This is a genomic window from Geodermatophilus sp. DSM 45219 (genome assembly GCF_900104025.1).
GTDB lineage: Bacteria > Actinomycetota > Actinomycetes > Mycobacteriales > Geodermatophilaceae > Geodermatophilus.
In genome coordinates, this window is the sequence record NZ_FNIQ01000006.1 from 163590 (window position 1) to 180146 (window position 16557).

The following is a 16557-nucleotide window of genomic DNA, read 5'->3' on the forward strand; positions in this document are numbered from 1 at the left end:
CGGTCGGCTCGCGCGCGACCATCGGCGCAGGGCACGTGCGGCGCGGGAGGCGGCCATGGAGCGTCGACCCAACCCGGGGGCCATCAACCCGGTCACGCAGTCGATCGACGGGGCCACCGGCGACATCACGATGTCCGGCGACGCGATGCGCTGGTCGCCGGAGCTGGCCGACGGCCAGGTGGGGGAGCGCGGGCTGGGGCCGGCCGCGTTGCCGGGGGTGGACGTCGCCGTCGGCTTCGGGGCGCTCATCGGCCTGGACGGCCCGGGGGTGCGGCGGCTGGTGTCCGGCGCGGTGACCTCGCTGGCGACGGTGGCCGGTGACGTGGTCGCCGAGCTGCGCCAGCTCACCCGGGCCCCCGAGGAGGACGACGAGGACCTCGACGACGACGAGCAGCCACCCCCCGACCCGCCGCCGTCCTCGGCCTGATCGCGACCGCGACGCGGCCGCGCCGCCGTCGGTGCCGCCCTGTAGAACCGACAGGTGCACAGCCACACCGACGTGGGGAGCCGCACCGCATGAGCAGTCCGCTGACCCTGGCGCCCGCGCCGCCGTCCGAGGCCGCCGAGGAGGTCCGCGCGCAGGTGCGGCAGTTCCTGGCCGAGGAGCTGGCCGCGGGCACCTTCACCACCCACGTCGACACCTGGCTGTCCGGGGTCGACCCGGCGTTCTCCCGCAAGCTGGGCGAGCGCGGCTGGCTGGGGATGACCTGGCCGAGGGAGTACGGCGGGCACGAGCGCTCGGCGATGGAGCGGTACGCGGTCACCGAGGAGCTGCTCGCGGCGGGCGCCCCGGTGGCGGCGCACTGGATCGCCGACCGGCAGTCCGGGCCGAACCTGCTGCGGTACGGCACCGAGGCGCAGCGCCGGGAGATCCTGCCGCGGATCGCCGCCGGGGAGTGCTTCTTCGTGATCGGCATGAGCGAGCCGGACTCCGGGTCGGACCTGGCCTCGATCCGCACGAAGGCGGTGCGTGACGCCGGCGGGGACTGGGTGGTGACCGGGGCGAAGGTGTGGACGTCGAACGCGCACCTGTCGCACTACGGGATCGTGCTGGTGCGCACGTCGGCGGCCGATCCGGCCGACCGGCACGCCGGGCTGTCCCAGCTGCTGGTGGACCTGTCGCTGCCGGGGATCACGATCAACCCGATCCGGATCCTCGACGGCGGGCACCACTTCAACGAGGTGGTGTTCGACGAGGTGGTCGTCCCCGGGGACATGCTGCTCGGGGAGGAGGGCGCCGGCTGGCACCAGGTGACCGCGGAGCTGGCGTTCGAGCGGTCCGGGCCGGAGCGGTTCCTGTCGACCTACCCGCTGCTGGCGGAGTTCGCCCGGCGGGCGTGCGACACCGGGGACGCCGCGCAGCTCGGCGCGCTGGGGCGGCTGTCGGCGCGGCTGCTGGCGCTGCGGCAGCTGTCGCTGCGGATCGCGGCGGCGCTGGACCGCGGCGAGCTGCCCGACATCCCCGCGGCGCTGGTCAAGGACGTGGGGACGACGTTCGAGGCCGACGTGGTCGACGAGATCCGGCGGGTGGTCGAGGTGGTCCCGTCGCTGGACTCGCCGGACCCGCTGGGGCGGGCGCTGGCCGAGGCGCAGCTGCACGCGCCGGGCTACACGCTGCGCGGGGGGACCAACGAGATCCTGCGGGGCATCGTCGCGCGCGGGTTGGGTCTGCGATGACGACGGCGAGCGGGCATCGCAGCGAGGCGGCCGCCGACAGGGAGGGAGCATCGCAGCGAGGAACGAGCGAGGAGCGGACCGACCGCGGAGGCGGCCTGGGCCTCGGAGCGAGGAGCGCAGCGAGCGCGGAGTCGAGCCAGGGAGCACTGCGCTGATGGCATCGGAGCAGGACCTGGTGGTCGGGACCGTCCGGGACATCCTCGCCGGCCACGAGCCGTTCGTGCTCACCGCGGACACCGCCTGGGACGCCGGGCTGTGGGCCGACCTGGCCGGGGCCGGGCTGACCGGGGTGGGCCTGCCCGAGGAGGCCGGCGGCTCGGGCGGCGAGCTGGCCGACGCGGTGGCCGTCGTCCGCACGCTGGCCGCGGGCGCCGGTGCGGTGCCGGTGGCCGAGCAGCTGCTGGCCGCCGGTCCCGCGCTGCTGGCCGCGGACCTGGACCTGCCCGACCCCACCGCACCGCTGACGCTGGCGGTCGCCGGCGCGGTCACCGCCGAGCCGTCCGACGACGGGGACGGGCCGGGCCGCTGGACGCTGACCGGCACCGCGACCGACGTCGCCTGGGCCGGGGTGGCGCGGCACGTCGCGGTGCTGGCGGGCGCGCCGGCGGGCATCGAGGGCGCGGTGCTGGCGCTGGTGGACGCCGAGGGGCTGGCCACCAGCGACGCCCGCAACCTGGCCGGGGAGCCGCGCGGGTCGCTGGTGCTGGGTGGCGCGCCGGCGTCCGGGGCGCTGCTGACACCGGCCGGGGCCGGGCAGGTGCGCGCCCGGTACGCGCTGGCGCGGGCCGTGCAGATGGCCGCGGCGCTGGAGCAGGTGCTGGCGTGGACGGTGCAGTACGCGGGGGAGCGGCACCAGTTCGGCCGCCCGCTGGGCCGGTTCCAGGCGGTGCAGGTGCAGCTGGCGCAGATGGCCGGCGAGGTCACGGCGGTGACCGCGCTGGTCGACGCCGCCGTCCAGACCCTCGCTCGGGACGAGGACGTCGTGCTGGCCGCGGCGGCGGCCAAGGTGCGCGCCGGTGCCGCGGTCGAGGTGGTGGCCCGGCTGGCGCACCAGGTGCACGGCGCGATCGGGTTCACCCAGGAGCACCGGCTGCACCACCTGACCCGGCGGCTGTGGTCCTGGCGCGAGGAGGCCGGCTCGGAGCTGACCTGGTCCCGCGTGCTGGGCGTCGGCCTGCTCGCCCAGGGCGGCGACGGCCTCTGGCCCGCCCTCACCCGCGTCGTCTAGCGGCAGCCCGGGGTCGGCCGGTACGGCCGGCCCCGGGACGGCCCCTGCGGGCAGGTCCTCCTTCAGACGGTCTCGGGCACCCGCAGGTGCGCCACGGCGAGCTCGAACTCGGCCACCTCGAGCACGTCGATGCCCATCGCGCGGGTGAACTCCGCCCGGTTGGCGTCAGCGGCGGGCCGCGAGTCCTCGAGCGCCTGGCGGTCGGCGAGGGTCACCGCGCCGGCGCCCAGCCCCTCGCGGCGGTCCACCAGCAGGCTGGCGCTGCAGAAACCACCCATCTGCTCGAGCCGGGGCAGCAGCGTCATCTTGTACGCATCGAGGACCTCGTCCACCCGCGCGGGGTCGATGCGCGTCCAGGTCACCCGTGTGCACGCGCCCTCCGGCGCCTCGTGCACCCGGTGGAGGACGGCGATCTCCCACTCGTGCACCTCCACCTGCGCGCCCATCATCTCGGTGTAGCGCTCCCGCATCGGCCGCACCTGCTCGGCGCTGGCGCGCATCGCCTCCTCCGACTCCCAGGCGCTGGTCACGATGGACCGGCCGGAGTCGCGGTCGGAGAGCATGGAGAGGCCGATGTTGCCGTCCATCCTCCGGACGGCGGGCAGCACCTCGTCGCGGATGTAGGCGATGGCGTCGTCCGTGCGCCGTGGGTCACCGCGGGCTGTGTTCGATCGGGCGTACACGTCCCCACTCCCTCCCGGAGAGCGGCGACGCCCCTGCGGCACCGCCGCACGGCCGAGCCTCCTCGCCCAGCGAGGACCTGGCAATGGACCGCCCGGTGTCCTGGCCGATGCCTGGGGGCATCGGCCAGGGACACCGCTCAGGCGGTCTCGGGTACCCGCAGGTGGGCCAGGACGAGGTCGAACTCGTGGACGTCGGTGACCGCCAGACCCAGGGCGGTGGCGAACTCGGCGCGCAGCCTCTCGGCGTCGCCACGGGTCTCGATCATGTCCTCGTGGCTGTCGTAGGTGACCGCCGCGACGGCCATGCCCTCCGCGGCGTGCGTCATGAGGCTGACGCTGCAGAAGCCGGCGAGGTCGTCCAGCCGCGGCATCAGGCTCATGCGGAAGGTGTCGATGCTGCGCTCCATGGTGTCGGGCTCGCCGCGCAGCCAGGTCACCCGGGTGCAGGCGCCGTGGTGGGCCTCGTGCCGGCGGTGCATGGCCGAGACCTCCCACTCCCGCACCTCGAACTCGCCGCCGAAGACCTGCACCGCCCGGTCGCGCATCGCCCGGACCCCCTCGGCGCTGGCCGCCATCGCCTCCCGGTCGCGCCAGGACGTCGTCACGATGCACATCCCGGTCTCCCGGTCGGCCAGCATGGACAGCCCGACGCAGCCGTCCATCGCCCGGACGGCGGGCATCACCTCGTCACGGACGTAGGCCGTCCCCTCGTCGACCGACTGGGGGTTCCCGTGGATGGTGGTCGAGCGTGCGTACACGTCACCGCTCCTCTCCAGGAGGCTGGAGTTCTCGGGCGGCGGTGCTCCGGCGGCATCGCCGCGCCGCCCAGCGTCCTCGCGCCGACGGCAGGAGGCAACGCCCCGGTGTCCCGCACCGTGACGGCGACCCGGACGGGCGGCGCCGGCCCCTGCACGGGTCCCCGCGAGGGCGCAGGCGGACGCGTCGCCGGTCGACCGGTGGCGTTGCGACGGCACGGAGTCGCGGTGGCCGGGCGTGGGGGGCTCCCCGCGACCCGGTCCCGCGAGTTCGGTGCGGTCTCGCCCAGCGTGCGCTCGCGACACCACGGCTGTTCACCGGCTGGGCCGACGCTGGAGCCGTCCGACGGAACCAACACAGGAGGTCCGATGACCGAGCCGAACAGCACGACGAAGCCGGCGTCCCAGGACCGTGCCCCGGAGGCCGGGGCCGATCAGGGGGATGCCGCCCGGACGCCCGAGGTCCGCGATCTGCCGACGTCGTCGGAGGGCGAGCTCACCGAGCTCGCGAGGACCCGGGACGACGCGGCGCGGCGCGCCCGGCAACTCGTCGCGGGTGAGGTCGCGACCCGCGTGCCGGACGGCGAGGAAGCCGACCAGCGCGCCCACCGGCTGCTGGCCGCCGTCCGGGCCGACCTGCTGGCGGAGCTCCGCCAGCAGGAGCAGGAGCAGGCCCGACGGCAGCTCGCGGAGGCCACCCGCAGCAGCGAGGACGCCGTGGCCGGCATCGTCCAGGGCGTCGCCACGATCGTCCGCAGCATCGTCCCCGCCGTCCTCGTCCGACCGGAGGACGTCGTCGAGGCGACGTACGCCCTGGCCGACCAGGGGCTGCGGGTCGGCCGGCGGCTGGCCCTCACGGCGACCCACAGCGTCCGGAGCCTGTCCCTGGCGGGGTGACGCAGCACACCGCGGCGGGTCGGGGCTGGCGCCCCGGCCCGCCGTCGTGCACCGAGCAGCGCCTCCCCGTCGGGGGGTCGGCAGTCGAGCGCCGTGGTCCCGGGCCGGCCCCGGTCGGAGGGGGTGCCCACCTCCACCGGCAACCCTCGGACGGCGCGGGCGCCCGGCTCGGTGAGTCCCGGTGTGGCCGTCGCCGGCTCCCGCCCGGCACCATGCCGGGGTGAGCACCGCGAGCAACCGGCACGGGCACACCCACCGCCTCGACCTCGCCGACGCCACCGTGCGGGAGTGGGACGCGACGGTGGTGGCGGCCGACCCCGAGCAGGGCGTCGTGCTCGACCGCAGCGCCTTCTACCCGGGCGGCGGCGGGCAGCCGCCGGACGAGGGTGTGCTGCTGTGGGGCGGGGTCCGCACCCGGATCGCCGGGACCCGCACGGGCGACGAGCTGTACCTGATCCCCGTCGAGGGCGATCCGCTGCCGCCGCCGGGCACCGCCGTCCGCGGCGCGCTCGACGACGAGCGGCGCACCCGGCTGATGCGTACCCACTCGGGGCTGCACGTGCTCACCGGCGTGGTGTTCCGCGACTTCGGCGCGCTGGTCACCGGCGGCAACATGGAGCCGCTGAGCGCGCGGATGGACTTCGACCTGGCCGAGGTGCCGCCGGACTTCAAGGAGCGGGTCGCCGAGGCGGTCAACGCCGAGATCGCCGCCGACCGCCGCATCGAGGTGCGGTCGCTGCCGCGTGAGGAGGCGTTCGCGATCCCCGACGTCATCCGGACGGCGACCAACCTGCTGCCGCCCGACATCGAGGTGGTCCGGATCGTCGACATCGTGGGCCTCGACACCCAGGCGGACGGCGGCACGCACGTCGCCTCGACGGCGATGGTGGGCCGGGTCGAGGTGGTGAAGATGGAGAACAAGGGCCGCGGCTTCCGCCGGCTGCGGGTGCGCATCGTCTGAGGCGGTACTGCGGCTCCGGCCGGTCAGCGCGTCCCGAGCGACACGGCGTGGGTCAGCCGCAGGCTGCCGCTGGCCCACACCAGGAGGTCGTGCAACCGCAGCCGGGTGGGGACGGCGCCGCCGGCCCGGCCGAGGACGCCGGCCACCGCCGTCTCGAGGGCGGCGAACGCTTCGGCGTTGGCCTGCAGCTCGCGGTGCACCACCGCCTCCACGCCGCTGTCGCCCTCCTCGACGTGCGGCAGCAGCTGGCGGCGCGTGGTGGTGCCGACCAGGGGGAACAGCTCCGGGCGGCGGTGGTGCAGCGCCGCCGAGACGTAGGCCGGCACCGCCCCCTGGCCGAGGTGCTGGAGGCCGCGCAGGGTGGCGCCGACCGTCCCCGGTTCCCGGAGCACCGAGAACTCCTCGCCGGGCAGCTCCCACAGCGCTCGCCCGGCGGCGCGTCCGGTCGCGGCGTCGGCGAGGTCGCCTGCCCGGTCCAGCGCGGCGCGGACCTCGGCCCACCCCGCCGGGTCGAGCCGGCCGTGCAGCGCCTCGGCGGCCAGGACGTCGTCGTCCCCGAGCGGCCCCTCGGCCCGGGGCCGGCAGTCGAAGCGCTCGTACGCGAACGCCGGCACCTGGACCCAGCGGCCTCCCGGGTGGCTGGGCGACCGGAAGCGCAGCGGCCGCCGCCCGCGGGCGTAGCCCAGCACGGCCGCCAGCGCGGTCTCCAGCGGGAGCGGATCGGGCCCGGCACTCGGCAGGACGAGGTCGGGACCCGCGGTGCCGCTCACGGCTCCCCAGCCTGACCGACCGCGGCCGGCGCCGCGAGAGCGCCCGGTGGAGGAGGGGTCGCTGCGCGGACGGCCCGTCGGCCCGGCGGGTCCGAACCGCACCTCCTGCGGTCCCGGGGATGCCGCTGCGGGGCGAGGATGTGGCATGGGCAAGCGGGCGAGACAGCGCAGGCAACCGCCGGCGGCGACGGGCGCGTCGCCGTCGGTGGGCGACGCGGTCCCGTGGCCGTCCGCGATCGTCCCGGGGACGTGGGTGGACGCCGCAGGTACGTCGTGGCACCTCCGTGGTGGGGAGCCGCCGGTGAAGCGGGTGGAACACCTGCTGCGCTCACCCGAGGTCCCGGTCCTGCACTTCTACGGACCGGACCCGCCGAGGGAGGTGGCCGAGGCCGACCGGGAGACGCTGTGGCAGCGCATGCGTCCCTACCTGCGGGAGACCGTGCGCGAGCCCGGCGACCACACCACCTTCGACGTCGCCGAGTTCAAGGACGACCGGCGTCGCTACATGCTCGTCATCGAGGAGGGCTGCTGACCCATCGTGCGGCCACCCGATCGAGCAGAGCGAGCCCGGAACCGGACCTGCCGATGGAGGCGGTGGCCGAGCGGCTCGGTGACGACTCGGTACACGGCACGTCTGGCTCGTGACGACCGGCGGGTTCTCCCGGCCGGCGGTCGACCTCGCGTGCCGTGGTGGCGCCGCCGCCAGCGACCGTCACGCCCCGAGGGGCTGGATGGCGGGCGCTCCGCCGACCGCCGGCGGTCCCCTCCATCAGGCCCCGGGAACCCCGCAACCCCGCCTCATCCGGATCTCGCGCACCACCCGACCCTGATCGGATCAGCCGGCACACCTCGCGTGCGGCGCGCACGTACGGTCCTGCTGCACTGCTGAGGTCTCGCCCGAGCGGACGGCGCCCCGGCAGACGGCACTTCTCACACGGGGGACCGCGACGATGCCGACCGACCCGGGCATGCAGCCCACGCAGACCATGCAGATGCCCGTCCAACCGTCACCTGAGCAGCCTGCTCGGCGCTCCCGCAGGTGGCTGCGCTGGGCGATCCCGCTGCTCGCCTTCCTGCTCGGCGTCGGCGTGGGTGGGGCCGGCGACCAGACCAACCCGACTGCCACCCCGCAGTACCAGTCCCTGCAGGCAGAACTGGACAGTGCGGAGGACGAGGCCAGTGAGCTGAGTGACGAGGTGGCCGCAGCCGAGGAGCAGGTCCAGCAGGCGGCCTCGGCGGCACAGGCCCAGATCGAGGAGCAGACCGCGGCGATCATCCAGCGCGCCACGACGCTCGACCAGCGGGAGCAGGAACTCGCGGCTCGGGAGAGTGCCCTGCGGGCCGCTGAGGCGGCCACCAGCAGTGGCGACAGGGGCAGCTCGTCGTCCTCGCCGTCGGGCTCCGTGTCGTCCGGTGCAGGCAGTGCGGTGGTCGTGGAGCCGGAGCCGGAGCCGGAGCCGGAGCCTGAGGTGGTGGTGAGCGCCTCATACGCCAACTGCTCCGAGGCGCGCGCCGCGGGCGCTGCCCCCGTCAGCGTCGGGGACCCGGGCTACGGGCGGCACCTCGACCGCGACGGCGACGGGGTCGGCTGCGAGTAGGGCGATCGATGACGGGCCGGTCCGGACGACTCCGGACCGGCCCGTCCTCAGTCCTGGGGGTCGCCGGTGTCGTCCGCGAGGTACCCGATCCCGGCGGACGGCGCCAGCGAGATGAGGGCATCCATGACCTCGAGGGTCCCAATGCCCCACATCTTCGAGAGCACCCACGTGCGGTCGCCGTCGGCGAACGGCTCGTCGAGGAACCACCGGCCGAGGTTCTGCTCAGCCTTGGGGTACCGGGAGACGAACGCGGCGGCGAGCTCGTCGCCGGTCAGGCGGCCCTGGACGGGCAGGAACTTCGACCGCCGCATGACCCCGGCCATCGCCTCCGGTGCGACACCCGCGGCGTGCAGCTGGTGCATCAGCAGCAGCAGAGCCCGGCGCTTGGGCAGGAAGGCACTCGTTCCCGGCGGGCCGGTGACCGCGTAGCGGGTCAGGTCGCGTCCCTCACCGGAGGTCACCGCGCGGGTGGCCTCCTCCCGGCGGCGCAGCCCGACGGTGTACTCGGCGGCCTCCGGCAGCGGGATCAACTGCTGCAGGTCGATCACCAGCCTCCCACCCACCCGGTACGGCGTGAGCCTGATGCAGGTGACGTCGAGACCGTAGACGTCGTTGAGCCACAGCACGGTCGTGGTGATCTGGGTGTCGAAGCCCGCCGACACCAACACGATCCGCACTCGCCGCTCAAGGACAGCATCCTCGCCGCCGACGTCCTCCAGCCACTCGGCGAGCAGCTCCCGCGCCCGGTCGGCGTCCGGAGAGCCGACGGCGCGCAGGTGCCGGCCCAGCGTGGTCGCGAGCTGGTCGAACGTCATCGCCGAGACCATCGCGGCGTACCGGAGCGCCTGCAGCTCCAGGTGCCCGCCGTCCTCGGTGCGCTTGAGCTCGACGACGACCAGTTGTCCGGCCCGGTCGACGCACAGCAGGTCGATCCGCCGCCGGACGTCGAAGTCGCCGAACTCCTCGGCCACCACGAGCAGGTCCTCGCCGAGGACGTCGATCCGGTCGCGGATGGCCGCCTGCAGGTCCGCCCGCTCCCACACCCCCTCGGCCGCGAACGTCGTCGCCGGGACGTCCTGGAAGGAGCGCGAGGCGGTCAGCTCGAACAGGGTCACGCGGTCACCGGTGGCCGATGCCGCCGGGGCCGTGGTCGGCCGGCACGCGCTCGTCCTCCGGCGGCGGACCGGGCGGCGTCCCGTCGCCGAACGGCGAGCCGCCGAGCTCCTCGCGCCCGTGCGGGGTCAGCCAGACCGACGTGTCCGGGCCCTGCGGGATGACCTGCGTCGGGTTGATGTCGGCGTGGACGACGTAGTAGTGCTCCTTGATCTGCGGGAAGTCGGTCGTGTCGCCGAACCCGGGGGTCTGGAACAGGTCGCGCGCGTAGGCCCACAGCGCCGGCATCTCGGTCAGCTTCTGCCGGTTGGCCTTGAAGTGGCCGTGGTAGACGGGGTCGAAGCGGGCCAGCGTGGTGAACAGCCGGACGTCGGCCTCGGTGATCGTGTCGCCCACCAGGTACCGCTGTCCGGAGAGGCGCTCCTCCAGCCAGTCCAGCGCGGTCCACAGCCGGTCGTGGGCCCGGTCGTACGCCTGCTGGGAACCGGCGAACCCGCACCGGTACACCCCGTTGTTGACCTCGGTGTAGACCCGCTGCATGACGTCGTCCATCTCGTCGCGCAGCGCCTCGGGGTAGAGGTCGGGCGCGCCCTCGCGGTGGAACTTCGTCCACTCGGTGGAGAAGTCCAGCGTCATCTGCATGAAGTCGTTGGTCACCACCTGCTTGGTGGGGACGTCGACCAGCGTGGGCACCGTGATGCCCCGGTCGTAGTCGGGGAAGCGGGCGAGGAAGGCCTCCTGCAGCCGCTCGTAGCCGAGCACCGGGTCGCGGCCGCCCGGGTCGAGGTCGAAGGTCCAGGACCGCTCGTCGTGGGTCGGTCCGCACATGCCCATGGAGATCGCGTCCTCCAGGCCGAGCAGCCGCCGCACGATGACCGCGCGGTTGGCCCACGGGCAGGCCCGCGCGACGACGAGCCGGTAGCGCCCGGCCTCCACCGGCCACCCGCCGGACCCGTCGGCGGTGACCCGGTCGGTGATGTACGCGGTGTCCCGCCGGAACTCGCCCGAGGTGACGTAGCCCGAGCCGCTGTTCTCATCGCTCACGGCCCCAGCTTGATCGACCGGTCGCGGGCGCGCTCGTCAGAGCCGCGAGGTGGTCGCCGTGTCGCGCTCGCCGTCGTAGAAGCGCTCCAGCACCTCGCCGAACACCCGCTCGTCGGGCGCGGCCGCCTCGAACAGCGTCATCGACGAGCGCAGCTTGAGCGCGTCGACCGACCCGAGGACCCGCACCGGGTCGCGCTCGCCCAGCTCCAGCAGCGCCTGCGCGCACTCGACCAGCCGCGGGCCGAGCACCGGGTGCGCGAGGTAGGCGTGCGCCTCGTCCAGCCCGGAGACCGCGTACCGCTGCGCCGTCGGGCTGGAGCCGAGCCCGGCGACCTGCGGGAACACGAACCACATCCAGTGGCCGCGCTTGGCGCCGTCCCGCAGCTCGCGCAGCGCCTGCTCGTACACGCCGTCCTGCGCCTGCACGAACCGCTCCAGGTCGAAGGGGTCACCGGTGTCGCTCACCCGGGCAGGGTCGGTCGCGCCGCCGTCCCGGGCAAGTCGGGGACCCGCTGGCCCGGCCGACGCCGGGCTGCCAGGCTGCGCCCGGACCACGCGTGGTGCGTGACCGGACGGGGAGGTGCACGTGTAGAGGGGGTCGGTGCAGACGCCGGACGACGACGGCGGCCTGGAGCTCGCCGACATCGGCAAGCTCGCCCGCCGCGGGGTGCGCGCGGTGACCCGGGCCGCCCGGGCCGACGACCGGATCACCTTCGCCTCGCTGCTGCGCGGGCACCTCGGCGCGGCCGCGGACGGCGACGTGGTCGAGGAGACCTGGTCCGGCTACGAGCACGTCAACGTCCAGGCCGGCCTGGACGCGTGGCTCGCCGGGGAGGGGCGCGCCGGCGAGACGGTCGGCGTCCTGAACTTCCGCCACCAGCACTTCGGCCTCGCCGAGCTGCTGACCAGCGGCGACGAGCCGCACCCGTTCGGCCTGCGGCCGGGCGACGCCGCCACGGTCAACCTGCCCAGCGGCCCGGACGGCGCCACCCGCCCCTGCCTGCGCTGCGCCCTGGTGCTGGTGACCGACGGCGACGTGCGGACGGCGCTGCTGGTGCGCGGCGCCGAGCCAGAGTCCGGGCTGCTGCAGATCTCGGTGCAGGCGCTGTCCACCGACCCCGGGGCCGCCCGGGCCGCGGTCCGCGACATCCGCGCCGCGGCCGACCGGCAGAACGTCTTCCGCGGCCAGGTGCTCTCCTTCGGCCAGGAGGTGTTCGGCCACGGCCAGACGCTGCCGCAGTTCCACCGCCGGCCGGACCTCGCGTCCGGTCAGCTGGTGCTCGCCGCGGACACCCTCGCCTCGATCGAGCGGCAGGTCGTCGACGTCGCCCGGCACGAGGAGCGGCTGCTCGCGGCCGGGCAGCACCTCGAGCGCGGGCTGCTGCTCTACGGCCCGCCCGGGGCGGGCAAGACGCACACGGTCCGCTTCCTGGCCGGCCGGCTGCCCGGCACCACCGTCGTCCAGTTGATCGGCAACGCCCTGCACCTGATCGCCGAGGCCCCGTCCCGAGGCTCGCACCGAGCTTGCGAGGTGTGAGGAGGACGGGGTCCTTCTGCTGATCGCCGAGGACCGCGGCATGCACCCCGGCCAGCACCCGCTGCTGTTCCAGCTGCTCAACGAGATGGACGGCCTGGCCGAGGACGCCGACGTCGTCTTCCTGCTGACCACCAACCGCGCCGACCTGCTGGAGCCGGCGCTGGCCGCCCGCCCGGGCCGGGTGGACCAGGCCGTCGAGCTGACCCTGCCCGACCGCGAGGCGCGCCGGGCGTTGTTCGACCTCTACCGCGGCGACCTCGCCATGGACCTGTCCGGGCTGGACGAGGTGCTCGACCGCACCGACGGGGTCACCGCGTCGTTCCTCAGGGAGCTCATCCGGCGGGCGGCGCTGTTCGCCGCCGACCGCACCGGCGACGGCGCGCTCGACGTGTCGGCCGCCGACCTCACCGCGGCGCTGGGCGAGCTGCTCGACACCCGCAACGCGATGACCCGCACGCTGCTGGGCGCCGGGGACCCCTAGTCGCGCCGGCCGTCCAGCGCCGCGGTGAGGAACCGGAGCACCGTGCGCGTCAGCCGCTTGCGGGAGTCCGCCCGGCGGTAGTCGTGGCCCTCGCCGGGGAGCTCCAGGTACTCCACCGGCCGGTCCAGCGCCCGCAGCGCGGCGACGATCTGCTGCGCCTCGCCGATCGGCACGTTGGTGTCGTGCTCGCCGTGCACCACGAGCAGGGGGACGTCGATGAGGTTGGCCGAGGCGAGCGGCGAGACGTCCTCGAGCAGGGCGCGGTCGCGCTCGGGGTGGCCGTACTTGCTGACCGCCGCCGCGGCGATCCACGGCTCGCTGTCGCGGTAGAAGGTCACCAGGTCCGACATGCCGCAGATGTCGACGCCGGCCGCGAACACCCCCGGCGAGAACGCCAGCGAGGCCAGCGTCAGGTACCCGCCGTAGGACCGGCCGGTCACGGCGATCCGGTCGCTGTCGGCGACCCCGGTCGCGACGAGGTGGTCGGCCGCGGCGAGGACGTCGGCGAACGCGGCGTACCGCCCGGTCAGGTCGTCGGCATGCACGAACTCGCGCCCGAAGCCGGCGGACCCGCGGATGTTCGGGGCGAACACGGTGATGCCGGCGGCGGCCAGGGCCTGGTGGTGGGCGGCGAAGGTGGGTCGCTCCTGCGCCTCCGGGCCGCCGTGCAGCCACAGCGCCACCGGACCGGGCTCCTTGAGGTGGCCCGGTGCCCGGTACAGCCAGCCGGTCAGCGGCAGCCCGTCCCGGCCGGGGAAGGTCTCCAGCCGGGGGACGACGAGCCGCTGCCGGGGCAGCGGCGGGGCGGAGGTGACGCGGGTCCAGGCGTGCGTGGTGGTGTCCAGGTGCCACAGCTCGCGCGGGCGGGTGGGCCCCTGGACGCCGAGCACCACGCTGGAGCCGTCGCGGCTGAGCACCGGGTCGGCGGCGACCAGGCCGGGCAGCCCGGTGATCGGGGTGCGCCCTCCGGTGGTGGTGTCCATCAGCTCCAGCTCGCTGCGGCCGGCGACGTTCCACACCAGCAGGAGCAGCAGGCCGGCGTCGTCGGCGTCGACGAACTCCAGCTCCGCGTCGTCGCGGGCGGCGAGGGTCCGCGGCTCGCCGCGCCAGCCGTTGGGCCCGAACGGGACACCGATCAGCTGGCGGCGGGGGAGTCCGACGTCGGAGGCGAGGTAGACGTAGACCGGGCCGGAGTGCTCCACCGGCGCCGGGCGGATCAGCGCGACGTCGGTCGAGCCGGTCGCCCCGGGCGGCAGCACGCTGAGGTGCTCGTCGGTGAGCCGGTCGACGACGACGACGAACTGCTGCCCGCGCTCGCCGTCGCGGACGACGATGAAGCGCTCCTCCAGCGACACGTCGAGCACGTGGATCAGGTCGCCCTCGGCCAGCGGGTCGAGCCGGCCGGTCGCCGGGTCGGCCAGGTAGCAGCAGGTGGGTGCGCCCTCCGTGGCGCCGGGGAAGGTGACGACGAAGCGGTGCCCGCTGCGCGTCCAGGGCCCGAGCTCGGCGTGGGTGTCGGCGTCCCCGGCGACCCGGCGGGCGTCGGTGCCGTCGGGCCGCACCACCCACACCGCGGTCCGGACGCCGCCGTCGGTGGCCACCTCGACGGTCAGCCAGCCGCTGTCGGCGGCCCACCGCACCTGCGTCACCGGGTCGTCGGAGAGCGCGATGTGCCGCGCCCGGGGCTGCTGCCCGTCGAGCACGATCTCCTGGATGTAGACCTGCGGGACGCCGGAGCGGTCGCTGATGAAGGCGACCTGCCGGGCGTCGGGGGTCATGTTGGGGCCCCAGCTGCCCCAGGCGTCGACGAGCGCGTCGGCCAGCGCGGCCGCCGCCTCGACCGCTGCCGGGGCCACGTCCGCCTGCGTCGTCACCGTGCCAGGTCCTCCACCTTCTGCAGCTCCGTCCCGGGCAGCGCCGGGCTGCCACAGCGCACGGGAGCCGAGCGTCGTCCGGACGGCGTCCGGCTCGCGCAGCATGCTCTCCACCGCGTGAGGCCGGAACGGGCCACGCCGCTCGTCGGCCCGGTCGCTCGGCGCATCGCGTACCCGGCCACGGTACGGCCCGCGCCGCGGCCCGATCGCGGGCCCCGGCAGGTGCGGTCGGAGGCCGTCGTCCACCTCGGTTGCGTGGCCCCGCGGCGGGCAACGGAGGACCCCAGCGACCTCGGGCACTGCTCACCCGTGTGAGCAGTGCCCGAGGTCCCCGGGGTGGGTGTTCGTTCCACGGGAGCTCGTGCTCTGCCCACTCACGTGGGCAGAGCACGAGCGTGCCGGGTCGGAGGTGCGCGCCGGCCGGCTCGGGCAGCGTGGCGTCCGCCGACAGCCGCTCCTCGCGCAGCGCGCAGAGCTCACCGGGCGACGACGGCCGGACGGCGGTCCTCCCACGGCAGCGCCTCCTCGAGGAGCGCGGCGAGTCCCAGCAGCGTCTCCTCGGCGCCGTACCGGCCCACGAGCTGCACGCCCACCGGCCAGCCCTCCGGCGACGGCGTCCCGGGCACCGAGACGGCGGGGACCCCGGTGACGTTCGCGAGTGCGGTGAACGGGGCGAAGGTGAAGATCCGGTCGTACCAGCCGCGGGCGTCCAGCGACGGGTCGTCGGCGTCCAGGTGGCCGATGGCGGTGTTGGGGGCCGCGGTCGTCGGGGTGAGCCAGACGTCGTAGCCGGAGAGGAACCCGGCGAGGGCACGGGTGGTGGCGTTGACGACCCGGTCCACGGCGTAGAGGTCGAGGGCGGTGAGGGTGGCGCCGTACTCGGCGCAGGCCAGCGTCGTGTGCTCGAGCACGTCGGGGCCGAGCCGGACGCCCAGCGCGGCCGCCGCCCCGTACGCGCCGTCGGCGAGGAAGCTGCACCAGGCATTGAGGTTGGCCTCGTCGAAGGCGGCGACGTCGTAGTCGGGCGCCGCCTCCTCGACGGTGTGCCCCGCGTGCTCCAGGGCGTCCACGGCTGCGGCGACCGCGGCGACGCAGGCGGCCTCGACCGGCACACCGCTGGGCGCGGTGGTGGACACGGCGATCCGCAGGGGGCGCGCCGGCGTCCGGACCGCGTCCAGGAAGGTGGTGACCGGTCGGGGGAGCAGGTAGCGGTCGCCGGGTTCCGAGCCGTGGACGGCGTCCAGCAGGCCGGCCGCGTCGCGCACCGTGCGGGTGACCGCGAACTCCACGCCCAGGCCCAGGAGCGGGTCGGAGTAGTCGGGGGCCACCGTGACCCGGCCGCGGCTGGGCTTGAGCCCGACCAGGCCGGAGGCCGCGGCCGGGATGCGGATGGACCCGCCGCCGTCGTTGGCGTGCGCCACGGGCAGCGCGCGTGCGGCGACGAGGGCGGCCGAGCCGCCACTCGACCCGCCGGGTGAGCGGCTGGTGTCCCACGGGTTCCGGGTCGGCCCGTTGGCGACGGACTCGGTGCTGGCGTTGAACCCGAACTCGGGCGTGGCGGTCAGCCCCACGGCGGCGAGGCCGGCCCCGCGGAAGCGGCGCATCAACGCGGTGTCGTGGGGATACGGGACGCCGGGGCCGAGCAGCCGGGACCCGGCCCGCTGCGGGACGCCGTCGGCGTGCAGCACGAGGTCCTTGATCCCGAAGGGCACGCCGCCGAAGGGGCCCGTCGCGTCGGCCTCCAGCGGCTTCTCGAACAGCTCGCCGACGAGCGCGTTCAGCTCGCCGTCGACCGACTCGACGGCCTGCCGCCCGGCGGCGTGCACCTCTGCGGGGGAGACCTGGCCGGTCCGGACCAGCTCGGCCAGCCCGGTGGCGTCGTACCGGGTGTACTCGGAGACCTGCACGGCGCGCTCCTCGCGTCGATGGCGGGCCGTGC

General features: G+C 75.3%; 17 protein-coding genes. 9 read left to right on the forward strand and 8 right to left on the reverse strand.

The genetic code is table 11. The features are described from left to right. Positions 1-55: 55 nt before the first annotated feature. The 3 genes from BLR12_RS19165 to BLR12_RS19175 all read left to right on the forward strand — a co-directional run bounded on the left by BLR12_RS19165 (position 56) and on the right by BLR12_RS19175 (position 2905). Positions 56-427 carry a hypothetical protein gene (locus BLR12_RS19165; RefSeq protein ID WP_091381530.1) on the forward strand — a complete coding sequence of 124 codons (372 nt, stop codon included), beginning with the start codon at positions 56-58 and terminating at the stop codon, positions 425-427. Between the two features lie 89 nt (positions 428-516). After that, complete coding sequence (locus BLR12_RS19170; RefSeq protein ID WP_091381532.1) at positions 517-1677, forward strand: acyl-CoA dehydrogenase family protein; 1161 nt, start codon at positions 517-519, stop codon at positions 1675-1677. Positions 1678-1831: 154 nt separating this feature from the next. Beyond that, positions 1832-2905: an acyl-CoA dehydrogenase family protein gene (locus BLR12_RS19175; protein WP_091381534.1), complete on the forward strand. Its 1074-nt coding sequence runs from the start codon at positions 1832-1834 to the stop codon at positions 2903-2905. Positions 2906-2967: 62 nt separating this feature from the next. Here BLR12_RS19175 and BLR12_RS19180 read toward each other — a convergent pair whose 3' ends face one another. Next, positions 2968-3588: an antibiotic biosynthesis monooxygenase gene (locus BLR12_RS19180; RefSeq protein ID WP_091381535.1), complete on the reverse strand. Its 621-nt coding sequence runs from the start codon at positions 3586-3588 to the stop codon at positions 2968-2970. Between the two features lie 137 nt (positions 3589-3725). Then, positions 3726-4346, reverse strand: a complete 621-nt coding sequence (locus BLR12_RS19185) for a hypothetical protein (RefSeq protein ID WP_091381537.1) — start codon at positions 4344-4346, stop codon at positions 3726-3728. A gap of 366 nt (positions 4347-4712) precedes the next feature. On the opposite strand from BLR12_RS19185, the gene BLR12_RS19190 reads away from it, so the two are divergent. Together BLR12_RS19190 and BLR12_RS19195 are read left to right on the forward strand one after the other, a co-directional pair. Next, positions 4713-5240, forward strand: a complete 528-nt coding sequence (locus tag BLR12_RS19190; protein ID WP_091381539.1) for a hypothetical protein — start codon at positions 4713-4715, stop codon at positions 5238-5240. Positions 5241-5460: 220 nt separating this feature from the next. Beyond that, a complete protein-coding gene (locus BLR12_RS19195) occupies positions 5461-6201 on the forward strand; it encodes an alanyl-tRNA editing protein (RefSeq protein ID WP_091381541.1) in 741 nt (246 codons plus the stop codon). A gap of 23 nt (positions 6202-6224) precedes the next feature. Here the strand turns inward: BLR12_RS19195 and BLR12_RS19200 are convergent, their stop codons facing one another. Then, positions 6225-6971, reverse strand: coding sequence for a DUF6308 family protein (locus BLR12_RS19200; RefSeq protein ID WP_091381543.1), 747 nt, complete (start codon positions 6969-6971; stop codon positions 6225-6227). Positions 6972-7272: 301 nt separating this feature from the next. Between BLR12_RS19200 and BLR12_RS19205 the strand changes: the two genes are divergently transcribed. Beyond that, positions 7273-7503 (forward strand): hypothetical protein, encoded by a 231-nt coding sequence (locus BLR12_RS19205; protein ID WP_091381546.1) that lies wholly within the window; start codon positions 7273-7275, stop codon positions 7501-7503. A 418-nt stretch (positions 7504-7921) separates the two neighbouring features. Beyond that, positions 7922-8569 carry an excalibur calcium-binding domain-containing protein gene (locus BLR12_RS24900; protein ID WP_218120745.1) on the forward strand — a complete coding sequence of 216 codons (648 nt, stop codon included), beginning with the start codon at positions 7922-7924 and terminating at the stop codon, positions 8567-8569. A gap of 47 nt (positions 8570-8616) precedes the next feature. Here the strand turns inward: BLR12_RS24900 and BLR12_RS19215 are convergent, their stop codons facing one another. Genes BLR12_RS19215 through BLR12_RS19225 form a run of 3 tightly spaced genes read right to left on the reverse strand, consistent with a single transcriptional unit; the run spans position 8617 to position 11191 of the window. Further along, complete coding sequence (locus tag BLR12_RS19215; protein WP_091381547.1) at positions 8617-9684, reverse strand: PDDEXK family nuclease; 1068 nt, start codon at positions 9682-9684, stop codon at positions 8617-8619. Between the two features lie 4 nt (positions 9685-9688). Continuing rightward, a complete protein-coding gene (locus BLR12_RS19220; protein ID WP_091381549.1) occupies positions 9689-10726 on the reverse strand; it encodes a glutathione S-transferase family protein in 1038 nt (345 codons plus the stop codon). A gap of 36 nt (positions 10727-10762) precedes the next feature. Then, positions 10763-11191 carry a DUF1810 domain-containing protein gene (locus tag BLR12_RS19225; protein WP_091381551.1) on the reverse strand — a complete coding sequence of 143 codons (429 nt, stop codon included), beginning with the start codon at positions 11189-11191 and terminating at the stop codon, positions 10763-10765. Positions 11192-11327: 136 nt separating this feature from the next. Here BLR12_RS19225 and BLR12_RS19230 point away from each other — a divergent pair, with 136 nt between their 5' ends. Together BLR12_RS19230 and BLR12_RS19235 are read left to right on the forward strand one after the other, a co-directional pair. Continuing rightward, the gene (locus BLR12_RS19230; protein WP_091381552.1) at positions 11328-12263 is read left to right on the forward strand and encodes an ATP-binding protein; all 936 of its coding nucleotides are present in this window, start codon (positions 11328-11330) and stop codon (positions 12261-12263) included. A gap of 40 nt (positions 12264-12303) precedes the next feature. Continuing rightward, positions 12304-12744, forward strand: coding sequence for an AAA family ATPase (locus tag BLR12_RS19235; protein WP_091381554.1), 441 nt, complete (start codon positions 12304-12306; stop codon positions 12742-12744). Here BLR12_RS19235 and BLR12_RS19240 read toward each other — a convergent pair. Together BLR12_RS19240 and BLR12_RS19245 are read right to left on the reverse strand one after the other, a co-directional pair. After that, entirely contained in the window at positions 12741-14618 is a 1878-nt protein-coding gene (locus BLR12_RS19240; protein ID WP_091381556.1) for a S9 family peptidase, read from the reverse strand. The two genes, BLR12_RS19235 and BLR12_RS19240, sit on opposite strands and share 4 nt — an antisense overlap. A gap of 476 nt (positions 14619-15094) precedes the next feature. Next, positions 15095-16525 (reverse strand): amidase, encoded by a 1431-nt coding sequence (locus tag BLR12_RS19245; RefSeq protein WP_091381559.1) that lies wholly within the window; start codon positions 16523-16525, stop codon positions 15095-15097. Between the last annotated feature and the right edge of the window lie 32 nt (positions 16526-16557).

Bases quoted from the DNA above. Each gene is read 5' to 3' on its own strand.
- BLR12_RS19170 (WP_091381532.1), top strand. From the start codon at position 517: ATGAGCAGTCCGCTGACCCTGGCGCCCGCGCCGCCGTCCGAGGCCGCC.
- BLR12_RS24900 (WP_218120745.1), top strand. From the start codon at position 7,922: ATGCCGACCGACCCGGGCATGCAGCCCACGCAGACCATGCAGATGCCC.
- BLR12_RS19165 (WP_091381530.1), top strand. From the start codon at position 56: ATGGAGCGTCGACCCAACCCGGGGGCCATCAACCCGGTCACGCAGTCG.
- BLR12_RS19190 (WP_091381539.1), top strand. From the start codon at position 4,713: ATGACCGAGCCGAACAGCACGACGAAGCCGGCGTCCCAGGACCGTGCC.
- BLR12_RS19235 (WP_091381554.1), top strand. From the start codon at position 12,304: ATGCACCCCGGCCAGCACCCGCTGCTGTTCCAGCTGCTCAACGAGATG.
- BLR12_RS19175 (WP_091381534.1), top strand. From the start codon at position 1,832: ATGGCATCGGAGCAGGACCTGGTGGTCGGGACCGTCCGGGACATCCTC.